Below are 15,495 nucleotides of genomic sequence, written 5' to 3' on the forward strand. Positions count from 1 at the left end.
CGAGGAGAGGTAGGGCCGTGTTCAACAGGTTGGGACTCACGCCGATAGTCATCTTCAACGGCATCATCTGGCTGTTCTTCACGCTCGCCTACTTCTACCAGCTGGTCTACATCATCCGCGTGATGCTGCGCGGCACGGTCGTGCTGCCGAAGGCGAAGCGGAACCACAGCTACGCCTTCGTGATCGCCGCCCACAACGAGGAGCCGGTCATCGGCAACCTGGTGCGTTCCATCCTCACCCAGGAGTATGACGGGATCATAGACTGCTTCGTCGTGGCGGACGCCTGCACCGACTCCACCGCGGACGAGGCGCGCAAGGCCGGCGCCATCACCTGGGAGCGCAACGACCTCGTGCGCAAGGGCAAGAGCTGGGTGCTCGACTACGCCTTCGACCGCATTCTCGACGAGTACGGGGAAAAGTACGAGGCCTTCTTCGTGATGGACGCGGACAACATCATCGCGCCCGACTACGTCCAGGTCATGAACCAGGCCTTCGACGCCGGCTACCTGGTCTGCACCAGCTACCGCAACTCCAAGAACTTCGACTCCAGCTGGATTAGCTCGGCGTACGCTCTCTGGTTCCTGCGCGAGGCGAAGTTCCTCAACAACGCCCGCATGATGCTGGGCACGAGCTGTGCCATCTCGGGATCGGGTTGGCTCGTCGCCGCGAGCATCATCCGCGGCATGCACGGCTGGAACTTCCACACCCTGACGGAGGACATCCAGTTCTCGACCTTCTGCTGCGCGCACGGCATCCAGATCGGCTACGCTCCCGCGGAGTTCTTCGACGAGCAGCCCCTCACCTTCAAGGCGTCCTGGATTCAGCGCATGCGCTGGACAAAGGGTTTCTACCAGGTGTTCTTCTCGTACAACAGGAACCTGCTCCATGGCATAGGCAAGGGGCAGTTCGCCTCGTATGACATGCTCATGACGGTTGCCCCGGGCATGATCCTGACGCTCCTCTCCGCCTTCGTGAACGCGTCCTATCTGATCGTCGGCTACCTGAGCCACGGCTTCATCGCCACGGATGGCGAGCTGGCCATGTGCGTGGGCTCGCTCATCATGACCTTCGCCTCTATGTACGTGGTGTTCTTCATCCTCGCCGTCATCACCACGATCAGCGAGCGCAAGCACATCCACGCCAAGAAGAAGTGGCGCATCTTCACCAACCTCTTTACCTTCCCGCTCTTCATGATGTCCTACATCCCCATCACGGTCGCGGCCCTGTTCAAGAAGGTCGAGTGGGTCCCCACGAAGCATGACATCGCGGTCAACTTCGACGATGTCATGGGGGAGGGCGCGAGGTAGCCCGAGCCTGTGCCGGATGCTAGAATCGACCACAACTTAGTCTGCAAGATGCGCCACGGCCCAGGTCGTGGCGCATCGCGAAGAAAGGGGAGCTGCATGGCAACGTTCTTCGAGGGAGAGTCCCACACCTTCTCCGAGTATCTTCTGGTTCCCGGCTACTCCTCCCACGAGAACGTTCCGGCGAACGTCTCGCTCGAGACGCCCCTCGTCAAGTTCAGGCGCGGCGAGGAGCCTGCCATCAAGATGAACATCCCCATGGTCTCGGCCATCATGCAGGCCGTCTCCGGCCCGCGCCTGGCCGTCGCCCTCGCCCAGCAGGGCGGCATCTCGTTCATCTACGGCTCGCAGACCCCCGAGGACGAGGCCGCCATGGTCCGCGAGGTCAAGACCTACAAGGCCGGCTTCGTCGTGTCCGACTCCACGCTCACGCCCGACATGACCCTGGCCGACGTGCTCGAGCTCCGCGACCGCACGGGCCACACCACCATGCCCGTGACCGAGGACGGCAGCCCCCATGGCAGGTTCTGCGGCATCGTGACCAGCCGCGACTACCGCGTGTCGCGCGACGACCGCGGCAAGCTCGTCAGCGAGTTCATGACCCCCGCCGCCGAGTGCGTGACGGCGGACACCACGGTGCCCCTCAAGGTCTGCAACGACATCATCTGGGACAACAAGGTCAACACCCTTCCCATCGTGGACAAGGACGGGAACCTCTCGTCCCTCGTCTTCCGCAAGGACTACGACTCCCACAAGTCGCGCCCCGACGAGCTCCTCGACGAACACAAGCGCTATATCGTGGGCGCCGGCATCAACACCCGCGACTACGCGACCCGCGTGCCCCTGTTGGTGGAGGCCGGCGCCGACGTGCTCTGCATCGACTCCTCCGAGGGCTACTCCGAGTGGCAGAAGCTGACCCTAGACTGGGTGCGCGAGCATTACGGCGACTCCGTCAAGGTCGGCGCGGGCAACGTGGTCGACGCCGAGGGCTTCCGCTACCTGGCGGACTGTGGGGCTGACTTCGTCAAAGTGGGCATCGGCGGCGGCTCGATCTGCATCACCCGCGAGCAGAAGGGCATCGGCCGTGGCCAGGCCTCCGCGCTCATCGACGTCTGCCGCGCCCGCGACGAGTACTTCGAGGAGACGGGCGTCTACGTGCCCGTGTGCTCCGACGGCGGCATCGTGTACGACTACCACATGACGCTTGCCCTGGCCATGGGTGCCGACTTCCTGATGCTGGGCCGTTACTTCGCCCGCTTCGACGAGTCGCCCACGCGCAGGCTCAACGTAAACGGCTCCTACGTCAAGGAGTACTGGGGTGAGGGGTCTGCCCGCGCCCGCAACTGGGCTCGCTATGACCTCGGGGGAGAGAAGAAGGCCCTCTCGTTCGTCGAGGGCGTCGACTCCTATGTCCCCTACGCGGGCCCGCTCAAGGACAACGTCGAGAACTCCCTCACCAAGGTTCGCTCCACCATGTGCAACTGCGGGGCTCTCAACCTTCCCGAGCTGCGCGACAAGGCCAAGATCACCCTGGTCTCGGCCACCTCGCTGGTCGAGGGCGGCGCGCATGACGTCATGCTGAAGGACTCAAACTCAGACATGAACTTCCGCTCGTAAGAGGCGGCGCCCGCGACGAGCCAACCTCGTCTCGGTCGAGGCCATGCGACTTTGGGCGAGAGGTCCCCGGCACGAAGCCGGCGGGCCTCTCGCCTTGTTTTGGCTGCTGGACGTTGGGTATGATATGTAGAAGAATATCCATATCAGGGGGTGGAAGGATGAATGCCGTCGCCACGATGGAAGGCACTACGAAGCTCGGTCGTTGGGGTGGCTCACGGGCGGTGCGCATACCCAAGCCGATGTGCGACCTGCTTGGGGTCGATGTCGGAGCGACGCTTGACGCCGTCGGTGGGTCGGATGAGGAGGGACCATTCATCACCCTCAGACCCCTTGGTCCCCACCGTTCGTACGGTGACGCCCCCTATCAGAGCATAGAGAGCCTCTTTAGGGGCTACGAAGGAAGTGAGCCGAGCCCAGAGCCCGACTGGGGGGATGACGTCGGGGCGGAGGTGGTGGAGTGACGCCGCTCGAGCAGGGCGACCTCGTCGAGGTGAGCTTCACCCCGGCAGTGGGACATGAGCCTGCGAAGTCCAGGCCTGCCGTGGTTCTGAGCACCTATGGCTTCAACTGCAGGTCGAGCCTGGTTGTGGTTGCGCCAGTCACCAGTACGAACAACGGCTATCCCTTGCACGTCCCGTTGAGCACGGGGCTGGAACGGGGTTACGTTCAGGTGGAGGCCCTGCGTTGCCTCGACCTCGAGCGCCGTGGATACGAGCTGCTCGGCGTCGTGCCTGAAGCCACCATGACCCGCGTGATGTCCCACGTGCGCTCGATATTTGACCTCAGGTAGGTGCCTGCCGCAGCCGGTTTGCAGGTTGCCCGGCCTACGACAGCGTTCCTTCGGGTGGCAGTGGCTTCGTTGCCGTCCCTCCCCGCCCGATTGGCCTGCCTGCGTTCGGTCGGGCTTGCGGCCTTGTCGGACGGACCCCCTTGGGTTTCGCACGAGTTTTTTGCCGCCGGGTCCCTCTGTTCCATCCGGTGGAGATAAAATCACTCTGTATGAAATTTAGTATATAAAAGCAAAGGAGTGAGAATGTCCACAAGGAGCTCTCGAGAGCTGGGCCTGGGAAGGCGGTCCCTCGTCACCGCGCTCACGCTCGCCCTGGCACTGCAGGGATTCCCCGCGGTCCCGGGCTATGCCGAACCGGCATCGGGCGCCGCCGCATCGACCTCTGAGCCTGTGTCCGACGGGCAGGACGTTCCTGACGGGACGGCAGCGTCAGCAACATCGGGAGACGCTGGCGCCGAAGGCGTCGAGGCTGCCGACGCCGCTCCTGCTGACGAGGAGGCGAGTCCCTCCGCTTCTGCTGAAGCGACGGCCGCCGAAGCACCCGCCCTCGCCGCGGCACCGCCCGCGTCCGCCCCGACAGAGACGGTGGAGCTCTGGGTCGACGGCAGCACCGGAAGCGACGCCGACGATGGGTCGAGCACAGCGCCCCTCAAGTCCCTTGGCAAGGCGCTGGAGCTCCAAGCGGCAAACCCGGCGATAACGACCATCAAGATCAAGGGCAGCTTCTCTGCGCCCGCTGCGGCCACCATCCCCGCAGGTGTGACCCTGGTCGTCGCCGGCGTCACCACCATGGAGGGCACCGGCGCGGACGGCATCACGCTTGCGAGCGGATCGACCCTCAGGTGCCTGGATGGCGCCACGCTGACCATGTCCGGCTTTGGCACGGCACTGACCGCCAGGGCGGGTTCGACCATCACCGACGGCAGCTACGTGTTCGAGGACAACGCCGGCGGGAACGTCACCCGTGGCATCGCCCTGGGCGGAACGGTCAGGGGCAGCGGCGGCAAGGACAGCCTCACCATCACGGCTGATGACAAGAATGACACCAACTTCTACGAGTCGGGCATCACCTTCGAGAACTGCACCGTGAGCGTGAACTCCCAAACGCGCACCTGGTTCGACGCTCGTGACCTCAACCTCAAGAACGCCTCGCTCACCGTGGCGGGCTTCGGCCAGACCTACTACATGAACCAACTCAACATGAGCGACTCCGAACTGACGATCAACAAAGGGAGTTCCTGGCGCTATCCCACGGGCATGGCCATCCAGTCGTCCTGCAACATCGTGAACTCGCACATCACCTCCAACACCGGGTCGACGGCCGGCATCTCGATCGGCGGCAACGCGAGCACGACGGTCACCGTGACAAATTCCACCATCGAGCTCAACAACGGTGGCGTAGGCGGGCTCAACGTCAACACCGGAAAAGTGGTCTTCAACAACTCGACGCTCAAGGGCAACGGCAAGAACTCCGGCGCGCTCTTCGGCGCGCAGGGCAACGGCTACATCGAGTTCGACGGCAGCTCGCTCGTCGAGTCGCCTGCGGCGAAGAACGCAGATACGGGCGCGGGCCAGACGGGCACGAACTACGTCGTGCTCGGTGGCTCCCACCTCGTGAAGTATGCCCCGGACTACAACTCCGGCAGTGGCAGTACCGTTCCCACTAACGGCGCGGACAACGGCAACGAGCGGCTCATGCTCTTCACGCTGGCCGACGCAAGCACGAGCGCGCTTTCGCCTCTTAACTCGAACGGTACAAGCTACAGCTACCCCGTGGCCAACGCCTCGTCCGACGGACAGAAGCACGTGTGGGTCCCCGCCGAGAGCGTTACCTTCAGGCTCAATGCCCCGGACGCCGCCCAGGCGGTCGGGGCGAGATTCAGTGACGGAACGGTCGCGGACAAGGCTGCCGTCGCCATGCGCGGCTACGCGCTCGCCGACGCCACGCCCGCAGCCGGCAGCGCGCAGGTCCCAGGCGACCCCACGGCACTTGGCTATCACTTCGAGGGTTGGTTCTACAGGGATGCGGACGGTGTGGAACGCGCGTACGACAGCTCCGTCACGGTCAATGCGCCCCTGGTCGTCTATGCCAAGTGGTCGAGCGACTCCGCCAGCTATGGCATCGTCTACCACAGCAACCTTGCCGATGACGCCACCTACACCGTCTCTGCGAACAGGCCCGACCGCAGTGCGACCGTAGCGTCGATCGATGCTGCCATCGCCGCGAACGGCGCCTTCTCCCAGCCGGGCAAGATCTTCAAGGGCTGGAACACCAGCGCCGACGGCAGGGGAGAGGAGCATGCCTCTGGCGACGTCCTCACGCTTCCCACCGACAAGAGCTCCGTAGATCTCTATGCGCAGTGGGAGGACCAGCTTGCGACGGTCCGCTTCTCTGCCAACGGGGGAACTTTTTCCGATGACAGCGTGTTCAAGACCAAGACGGACGTGTTCTCCATCTCCACCGAGGCCAACGGGGGAGAGGTCGCGACCGTCAAAAGGCAGGCCAAGGTCTCGGACAACCAGAAGCTGGGCGACCTCCTGAAGTCCCTTGACGGCTCCGTCGACGCCAGCACCGCTGGCATCGCGACGCCGAGCAAGGACACAGCGGGCTTCGAGGGCATGGCGTCCCGCGCGGGTTTCCTGCTTGAGCACGAGACAAAGGATCTCACGTTTCTCGGCTACGTTTATGGCCACGAATACAGTTATTGGTACGACGACCCCCAGGGCTCCGACGTTGCGGCCCTTGACTCCGGAACCACGGTCAAGGGTGACGTCACGTACTACCTCAAGTGGAAGGACGACCCCTCCGTCCCCACCATCCAGGCGAGCGGCGCGCTCGATGCCGATATGTGGGGGGACTCCAAGGACGTGTCCAACGAGATCAAGTTCGTCGAGGCGGGCAAGGAGTTCAGCCTGACGGGGGCCATCGACACCACTGCGATCAAAGACCAGATGCGCTCTATCGAGAAGAGCTTCGGGGAGGGTCCCGAGCACTTCTCGGACATCGCGCTCTCTGGTGCCGCGTCGACGTTCACGGCTAAGATTACGCTTCCTGACGAGGTGAGGGTCCCTGCGGATCCCCAGGTGCAGGTCGCGGGCATGGGCGACCTCTTCAGGCTCGACTCCGTCACCGCCTCCGGGCAGGAGGTGACCGTCACCTTCAGGCTCAACGACGGCTTCACCAACTACCAGCTGCTGAAGGATGCGGTGGAAGGCACCGGACTGGCCGCTGGGCATGCCACCGGCATCGACGACTCGAACTTCATCACGGCGACCATCTCTGGCCTCACGCTGGCCGACGGCGTCCAGAACGGCGTCGAGTTCGCCGCGACCGGCGACGTGAGCGGTAACTTCTTCGCCGTCGCCAAGAAGGGGAGCGAGACTAAGCGCTTCGTCTTCGACTGGACCTCCCAGCAGCTGGAGGCCGGCAGGGACCCCCGCGGCGACGACGTCCGCCAGACCATGGTCTCCGTGGTCCCCTCCACCATCGGACTGCCCGCAGACCTCGAGGCGGACGGTGACACGGAGCACGAGGCAGTGCACGAGGTCCTGCAAGGCGAGGAGGTGAACCTCACGGGCGTCGTGGGGGTGACGAGCGTCAAGAGCCAGATGGAGGCCATCGAGGGCCAGTTTGGCACCACCCCCGACCGCTTCGAGTCCATCGCGCTCTCGGACCTCAGCTCGGGCTTCGTGGCCACGCTCACGCTTCCCGAGGGTGTGAGCCCCAAAGTCGGGCTTGGGAAGAGGGACGTCACGGTCGAGGGCTTCTCCGACACCTTTGCCGTGTCGGACGTCACGACGGAGGGCAACAAGGTCACCGTCACCATGGACCTCAAGTCCGGAATCGCGAACTACCAGCAGCTGAAGGATGCCGTCTCCGCAGTCTCCGACACGATGAGGCTCACGGTTCCCACGCGGGTCTCGGATGACGTCGCGGCGGGTACCCGCCTGAGCGTCACGGGCACGGTCACGGGGACCTTCCACTCGAAGGCGACCTCCGAGGGTGGGAAGACCAAGGTCTTCGCCTTCACGTGGAACGGCGAGCAGACAGACGAGGGGCGTGATGCCATCCTGTCCGCAAGCGATCCCACCATCCAGCTGACCCTCGCCACCACCTCGCCCATCGAGGGCGGTCTCGAGGGTGACATGCTCGTCGCCGGCGACACCGAGCACGACGCGGTCATAAGGGCCGAGAAGGGCTCCAGCTTCGACCTGACCGGGGCGATTGACGTCGCTCCCGTCAAGGCGCAGATGGCCGCCATCGAGGCCCGCTACCCCGGCGTCAGCCACGAGGACATCAAGCTGGACGTCAGGGACTTCGGCTTCAGCGCCAGCTTCACCGTCCCCGACGACATCGAGCTCCCCGCGTCCCTCGATCCATCTCAGGTCACGACCGAGGCGTTTGGCCCCGGCTTCAAGGTGGGTGACGTCAGGGTTGACGGCAAGACCGTCACCGTCTCCTTCGTCCTGAGCGACCCCGACCAGATCACGACCTATGACAAGCTCGAGGCCGTCGTCGACGCCGCCGGTGACGCGGGCGAGAACAGCCCCAGCTGGATGAGGCTCGTCATCCCCGGGCTCAAGGTCTCCACGAATGCCGAAACGGGCAAGACGTTGACCATCGTGGGCACGGTCGGCGGCCATTTCGCGGCACGCGCCACCACCGACGAGGGGACCTCGAAGGTCTTCTCGTTCGTGTGGAACGGCACGCAGTGGGCGCCGGGCAAGGATGCCGTGGCGACGGACGATGACACCATCCAGCTCTCGCTCGAGGTGACCGAGCCCTCCAACCCCAAGCCCAACCCCAAGCCCAAGCCCAACCCCAATCCCAACCCCAACCCGACGCCGGACCCGGCTCCGCAGCCCGGACCGGTGCCCGCGCTCCCAGGGCATGTGGGGCACGTGGTCCGCAAGGTCCTCTCCAGGCTCCCCAAGACCGGGGACGACCTCTCTCCCGTCGCGTACGTGGCGGTCACAGGCCTTGCCGCCGCCTCGCTGCTCGTCGCGTTCCGCCTCCGTCGCAGGGACGACAAGGCCTAGGCGCCCCGTCAGGCCTCCTTACAAGGTGCCGAGTCCGAGGGGTCAGGCTGAGCCTGGCCCCTCTTCCTTGTCGGCTCGCCTGGCAGGCGCCACGGACGTGTGGCAGCGCAGTGACCGCACGTCCGCATCAGCGCCCTGCGCGAGACCGCGACGCGTTTCTCGCTATACTCCCCCATGTATGTCTTTTTGTGCCAAGGAAAGGAACTCATGGCTGAGAACAGCGATGTCAGGCGCGAGACGGGCGACGTTCCCGCCTATGACGCCCAGAGGATAGAGACCAAGTGGCAGGCGCGCTGGGAGGAGGAGTCGCTCTACAAGACCGACGAGGACCCCTCCAAGCCCAAGAGGTACGTGCTCGAGATGTTCCCGTACCCCTCGGGCGACCTGCACATGGGCCACGCGCGCAACTACACCATCGGTGACGCCATGGCGCGCCAGGCCCGCATGCGCGGCTTCGATGTGCTGCACCCCATGGGCTTCGACGCCTTCGGCCTGCCCGCCGAGAACGCCGCCATCAAGCACAACACCCAGGCGAGCGAGTGGACCCACCAGAACATCGCCCAGGCAGTCAAGACCATGAAGCGCATGGGCTTTTCGTATGACTACGACCGCATGTTCAACACCTGCGACCCCGAGTACTACCGCTGGGGCCAGTGGATGTTCATCAAGATGTGGGAGAAGGGCCTGGCGTACCGCGCCACCTCGCCCGTCAACTGGTGTCCCCACTGCAAGACCGTGCTCGCCAACGAGCAGGTCGTGGACGGTCGCTGCTGGAGGTGCGGCTCGATTCCCGAGAAGCGCGAGCTCTCACAGTGGTACCTCAAGATCACCGACTACGCCCAGGAGCTCCTGGACGACCTCGACAAGCTGGAGGGCTGGCCCGAGAACGTCAAGGCCCAGCAGCGCAACTGGATCGGCCGCTCCGAGGGAGCCGAGATCGACTTCGTCCTGGCGGCCGAGGACGGCGTGACCCCCACCGACCGCAAGGTCAGCGTCTTCACCACCCGCGCCGACACCCTCTTCGGCGTGAGCTTCTTCCTGCTGCCCCCGGAGTCGCCGCTGGCGGCCGAGCTCGTCGCCGGCAGCGAGCACGAGGCCGAGTTCCTGGAGCTCAAGGCCGCGACCGAGAAGGTCTCGAGCGTTGACCGTCAGGGCTCCGGCAGGGAGAAGCACGGCGTCTTCACCGGGCGCTACGTCATCAACCCCATCAACGGCCGCCCCGCGCCCATCTGGGTCGCCGACTACGTCCTCATGGACTATGGCACCGGCGCCGTCATGGGCGTCCCCTGCGGCGACCAGCGCGACTTCGACTTCGCCAAGAAGTACGGCCTCGAGATAGCCCCGATCATCTGCAAGAAGGACGACCCACTCTACGAGGAGCTCAAGGACGAGCGCGAGCTGCGTGTGCGCAGCGTGGACTGGGAGCACGCCATGGACGCCGAGGGCTACCTGGTGCAGTCCGGCGAGTTCACCGGCCTCAAGGGCGGCAAGCACTCCGAGGCCGTCGACGCCATCATCAAGTGGCTGGGCGAGAGGGGCGTGGGTCGCGAGAAGGTCCAGTTCCGCCTGCGCGACTGGCTCATCAGCCGCCAGCGCTACTGGGGCAACCCCATCCCCATGATCCATTGTGACGACTGCGGCGACGTTCCCGTGCCCGAGGAGGACCTGCCCGTCCTCCTGCCCGACAACCTCGACCTCGGTGCCGGCGAGACCTTGGCCGAGTACGCCCCCTTCTACGAGACGACCTGCCCGCGCTGCGGCAGGCCCGCCCGTCGCATCACCGACACGATGGACACCTTCACCTGCTCGAGCTGGTACTACCTGCGCTACTGCGACCCGCACAACGATCAGGCCCCCTTCTCGAAGGGGTCCGTTGACCGCTGGATGCCCGTCGACAACTACGTGGGCGGCATCGAGCACGCCATCCTGCACCTGCTCTACTCGCGCTTCTGGACCAAGGTCCTGCGCGACCTGGGCATGATAGACGTGGACGAGCCCTTCACCAACCTGCTCTGCCAGGGCATGGTCAAGGACGCCAACGGCGAGACCATGAGCAAGTCCAAGGGCAACGTCGTGCCGCCCTCCAGCGTGATCGAGCCCTACGGCGCCGACACCATGCGCCTGGCCATCCTCTTCGTGGCTCCCCCCGAGAAGGACTTCGACTGGGACGAGGAGGCCGTCGCCGGCGCGAACCGCTTCATCAAGCGCGCCTGGCGCGTGGTGTGGGGCCTCTCCCAGACCGCGGACGCTAGGGCAGGGTTCGACCTCTCCGGTCTGGACGCGGCCTCCGGGGAGCTCAACCGCTGCCTCAACGAGATGGGGCTGCGCTGCACCGCCGACTTCGACCGCGGGCAGTTCAACACCGCGATATCGGCCTGCATGGAGCTGGTCAACGCGGCGAGCAAGTACCTGAACGAGACCGAGCCCGCCGGCCGCGACGCGGCGGTCTGCTACCGCACGGCGCATGCCATCGTGACCATGCTGGCCCCCATCTGCCCGCACTGGGCGGAGGAGCTCTTCCACGAGGCGCTGGGCAGGGAGGGCTCCGTCTACGACGAGCCCTGGCCCGAGTTCGACCCCGAGCAGGCAAAGAGCGACAGCGTCGAGATCGCAGTGCAGGTCAAGGGCAAGATTCGTGCCCGCATCATGGTTCCTGCGTCTGCCGGCAAGGACGAGCTGGAGGCCGCGGCGCGCGAGGCGGTCGCAGACCAGATCGCGGGCAAGGACGTGAGGAAGGTCGTCGTCGTCCCCGGCAAGCTCGTGAACATCGTCGCGATCTAGTCGCGCGGCATCGGAAAGGCATGCGAAGTCGTCTGGGCGGGGCTCCGGTCTCGCCCAGACCCGTAAGCGTGGCAGCCCGCCGGAAAGCCACCAGAAGCCACCAAGGAGCTGACATGGAGGGGAAGACGACCGCCAGGAGCGACGCCGCGGGCACCAAGCTGCCCTGGGTAGACGTCGCCAAGGGCCTGGGCATCCTCCTCGTCGCCCTGGGCCACCTCACCAACGGCGACGGCCAGAGCGTCTGGCTGCCGGCCCTGGCCGAGCTCCACTACGACCTCTACCTCTTCCACATGCCGCTCTTCTTCTTCCTGGGAGGGGTGGTCCTGCACGTCAGGGGGCGTGACTTCGGCAGCTTCGCCCGGCGCCGCGCGCGGGGGCTCCTCGTTCCCTACTACGCCTTCTCGCTCTACTACCTCCTCAAGCCCGTTGCCCTCGCCCTGGCGCCCTCCCTCGGGGAGTCGCTCGCCGTCGAGGGCACCCAGGACCTCGCGACGTCGGCGTTCGACGTCCTGGTCATGGGAGAGGGACTCTGGTTCCTCTGGGCGTACTTCTGGGGTCAGCTCCTCGCCTTCCTGGTGCTCCGCGCCCTCGCCGGTCCGGACGACGAGGGGGCGGGCGAGAGGGGCCACGTCCTCGCCTGTGCCCTCGTCGGGGTCCTGCTCGTCCTCGCGTCCCAGCTCTGGTGGACCGTGGGTCCGGAGGTCAAGCTGCCCCTCTGCCTCCTCAGGGGCATGGAGGCGGGCGGCTACATCCTCCTGGGAGTGGCGCTCAGGGAGGCGCTGGCCCGCGTGCCGCGCTGGGCCCTCGTTCCGCTTGCGCTGGCCCTTGCGGTCGCGCTGGGCCTCGTCGCCCACCGCGTCATGCCCGATCTCTACGTGACCCAGGAGTACGTGGCGCTCTTCCCGGACGGGGAGAGCCCCGCTCTCTCCCTGGCCGTCCTGCAGGCGGCGCTCATGCTGCTCCTGGCGCTGGCGGGGACCCTTGCCGTGGCGTTCCTCTCGCTTGCCTTGGGAGAGTGCGGCCCCCTGCGGGAGCTGGGCCGCAGGAGTCTCGTGCTCTATGCGCTCTCGGCCCCGTCGATGAACCTCTGCAAGCTGCTGCTCTTCTCGCTTGCCGGCGTCGACCTCCACGACGCGCCGTTCGCAGCGCAGCTCGGTGTGGGTGCCCTCCTCGCCCTGGCCTCCGTCCTCGTCCTCGTGCCCGTCGAGCGCCTCATCCGACGGCGCCTGCCCTTCCTCCTGGGACGACGCCGCGAGCGGTAGCCGCCGCACTTCTCGCCTGCGGGCGGCGCGGGCCTCGGCGCCCCCCCAAGTCGCCTGCCCGCTGCGCACTCTGGAAATGGTTTGCGCGCCATTCTCCGCTGACCTGGCATTTTGCTGAGAGACGCGCAAATCAGATCTGAACTGCGCGCCCCGGGCGGGCCCACACCGCCCCGGGCAGGCCCACACTGCCCCGCTCCCGCCTCCGCCTCCCGACGACCGGCTCCCACCCCACACCCTCCTCGCGGCGTCGCATGCCCTGGCTCTGCACTCAAGCACAAATTGCCACCTTGCCTGTGCCCGTCCATTTGAGTCGGTCCACATTGCCGACCCCACGACGCGCGCGGATACTGAGCCTCGAACCAGAAGGCAGGCCCGCGGACGCTCGCGGGCGGGGGCGTGGACGCGTCCCCTCGACGAAGGGAGCAGCAATGGACGAGGATCGCCAGGAGGTCTGGGACGCGCTCACCACCCGTGCCGGCCAGCTCTTTGGCAAGGACCCCTCCGAGTTCACCGAGGACACCAGGTTCGAGGACCTTGGCATCAAGTCCGTGCAGGTGTCGCAGATCACCACATACATCGAGGACGAGCTCGACATCGAGGTGCCCTACATGAAGTTCCGCCGCTGCGCGACCTTCGGCGAGGCCACCGACTTCGTGTGCGACCTGCTCGACGAGTAGCACCCGTGACTGCCGCCCGTGCCGCCATGGCGCGGGCGTCTCGTTGACGTTGAGAAAGAAGACCCCATGCTTGACTACAAGATTCCCGAGCACTGGAAGGCCGTGACCGACAAGAAGGTCTCCGACCTCGTACAGGGCAGCGGCGAGGAGTACTCGGACGAGTGGCCCGTCTACTTTGACACGGACCGCGAGCGCTACCTCTACCTGAAGCCCGAGACCTTCAAGGGCGTCGAGATGATGACCGCCTACCTCGTGGCCCGCCAGCCCAACGACAACCAGGCCGAGGTCGACCTCTCCGCCTCCGACGACCCCATGGCGCGCATGGGCCAGGGCTTCTGCCCGCCCTTCAACCAGCGCGTCTACCAGGTCGCCCCAGGCGTCATCTGCATGCAGGACCAGGAAGTCGTCATGCGCGACGGCTGCAGGATCTATGCGGACATCTTCCGCCCCGGTGACCTGGACGAGGCTGGCAACGTGATCGAGGGAGCCAAGGTCCCGGCCATCGTGTCGTGGTCCTGGTTCGGTAAGCGCCCCGGCGACGGCATGAGTGAGTGGCAGATCATGGGCGTGCCTCCCATGACCGTCTCCAAGACCGCAAAGTTCGAGTCGCCCGACCCCCTCTACTGGTGCTACCAGGGCTATGCCGTGGCCAACGTCGACGTGCGCGGCGCCGGACACTCCGAGGGCTCGGTGCACATGTTCACCCACCAGGACCGCGAGGACGGCTACGACTTCGTTGAGTGGCTCGGCATCCAGCCCTGGTGCAACGGCAACGTCGGCATGTCCGGCAACTCCGGCGTGGCCATGCACCAGTGGGGCATCGCAGCCGAGTGCCCCCCGCACCTCAAGTGCATCGCCCCCTGGGAGTGCACCACCGACCTCTACCGTGAGTCCTTCTACGAGGGCGGCGTGCCCGCGCTCTCGTTCAACAAGTTCATCGCCGCTCAGGTGACGGGCCCCAACGGCGTTGACGACCAGGTGTCCATGGCACAGATGTACCCCACCATGAACGAGTACTGGGAGGACAAGCGCGCCGACTTCAAGAAGATCAAGATTCCCGTCTACCAGACCGCCGGCTGGTCCCACTTCCACCTGCCTGGGTCCGTCAACGCCTGGCGTCGCTGCCGCTCCCACCTCAAGTGGCTCCGCGCCCACCGCGACTTCGAGTGGCCCGACACCTATGATCCCGACAACCTCGAGGACCTCAGGCGCTTCTACGACCGCTACCTGAAGGGCATCCACAACGGCTGGGAGATGACCCCGCGCGTGCGCCTGGACATCATGGACGCCTATGACGTGGATTACCAGGAGAAGCGCCCCGAGAAGGCCTGGCCCATCAAGCGCACCGAGTACAGGAACCTCTACCTCGACGCCAGCGCGCATGTTGACTCCGCCGACGTGAGCCAGGACGGCGGCAGCAAGGAGACCTTCGCCGCCGGCTTCGACAAGCCCGAGGCGGAGGCCGTGGCCAAGTACGACGCCAACAGGGGCGAGCTCGACTTCGACTACGTCCTGCCCGAAGACATCGAGGTCACCGGCTACATGGACCTCCACCTGTTCGTGTCCTGCGAGGGCCATGACGACATGGACCTCTTCGTCAACGTGCAGAAGGCCGCAGCCGACGGCACGTGGGTGCCGTGGACGACGCTCGACGAGCCGCACCCCGGCGCCTGGGGCAAGTGCCGCGTCTCCCGTGCCATCGTGGACACCAAGCTCTCCAAGAAGCACAACCCCGTGTACACGATGAGGGACGAGCCGGCCAAGCTTGCCGAGGGCGAGGTCCGCGAGGTCGAGATCGCCATCGTCCCCACCGCCCGCGTCTATCACAAGGGCGAGCGCTTCCGCATCCAGGTCTCTGGCCGCTACATCCGCGAGGGCTGGTTTGAGCCCCTGGCCTGGGACCAGGAGAACCATGGCACGCACTGCGTCCACACCGGTGGCCAGCATGCCTCCTACCTGGAGCTTCCGGTCGTTCCCCCGAGGTACCAGGCGGGCGAGTACATCCATCGCTAGGTCCGGCTGGA

At 65.8% G+C, this 15,495-nt stretch carries 9 protein-coding genes; all 9 read left to right on the forward strand.

The genetic code is table 11. The features are described from left to right. The first annotated feature begins 17 nt into the window (after positions 1-17). The 9 genes from HMPREF1868_RS02975 (at position 18) to HMPREF1868_RS03015 (ending at position 15,484) form a co-directional block, all read left to right on the forward strand. On the forward strand, positions 18-1,307 hold the full coding sequence (locus HMPREF1868_RS02975) for a glycosyltransferase family 2 protein (RefSeq protein WP_009279394.1): 1,290 nt from the start codon (positions 18-20) through the stop codon (positions 1,305-1,307). Between the two features lie 96 nt (positions 1,308-1,403). Beyond that, complete coding sequence (locus HMPREF1868_RS02980; protein WP_009279393.1) at positions 1,404-2,921, forward strand: IMP dehydrogenase; 1,518 nt, start codon at positions 1,404-1,406, stop codon at positions 2,919-2,921. 158 nt (positions 2,922-3,079) lie between these two features. Then, the gene (locus HMPREF1868_RS02985; RefSeq protein WP_009279392.1) at positions 3,080-3,382 is read left to right on the forward strand and encodes an AbrB/MazE/SpoVT family DNA-binding domain-containing protein; all 303 of its coding nucleotides are present in this window, start codon (positions 3,080-3,082) and stop codon (positions 3,380-3,382) included. Further along, entirely contained in the window at positions 3,379-3,711 is a 333-nt protein-coding gene (locus HMPREF1868_RS02990; protein ID WP_062530212.1) for a type II toxin-antitoxin system PemK/MazF family toxin, read from the forward strand. The genes HMPREF1868_RS02985 and HMPREF1868_RS02990 overlap by 4 nt, the downstream gene beginning before the upstream one ends. A 243-nt stretch (positions 3,712-3,954) precedes the next feature. Continuing rightward, complete coding sequence (locus HMPREF1868_RS02995; protein ID WP_156439392.1) at positions 3,955-8,751, forward strand: InlB B-repeat-containing protein; 4,797 nt, start codon at positions 3,955-3,957, stop codon at positions 8,749-8,751. 207 nt (positions 8,752-8,958) lie between these two features. Beyond that, positions 8,959-11,532, forward strand: coding sequence for a leucine--tRNA ligase (gene leuS, locus HMPREF1868_RS03000; protein ID WP_062530216.1), 2,574 nt, complete (start codon positions 8,959-8,961; stop codon positions 11,530-11,532). 113 nt (positions 11,533-11,645) lie between these two features. Continuing rightward, positions 11,646-12,794: an acyltransferase family protein gene (locus HMPREF1868_RS03005; protein ID WP_062530218.1), complete on the forward strand. Its 1,149-nt coding sequence runs from the start codon at positions 11,646-11,648 to the stop codon at positions 12,792-12,794. A gap of 428 nt (positions 12,795-13,222) precedes the next feature. Further along, positions 13,223-13,471: an acyl carrier protein gene (locus HMPREF1868_RS03010; RefSeq protein WP_062530220.1), complete on the forward strand. Its 249-nt coding sequence runs from the start codon at positions 13,223-13,225 to the stop codon at positions 13,469-13,471. 66 nt (positions 13,472-13,537) lie between these two features. Continuing rightward, positions 13,538-15,484, forward strand: coding sequence for a CocE/NonD family hydrolase (locus HMPREF1868_RS03015; RefSeq protein WP_072499919.1), 1,947 nt, complete (start codon positions 13,538-13,540; stop codon positions 15,482-15,484). Positions 15,485-15,495 lie beyond the last annotated feature (11 nt).

Origin of the sequence: Olsenella sp. DNF00959 (genome assembly GCF_001553055.1) — a bacterium.
GTDB classification, from domain to species: Bacteria; Actinomycetota; Coriobacteriia; order Coriobacteriales; family Atopobiaceae; genus Olsenella_I; species Olsenella_I phocaeensis.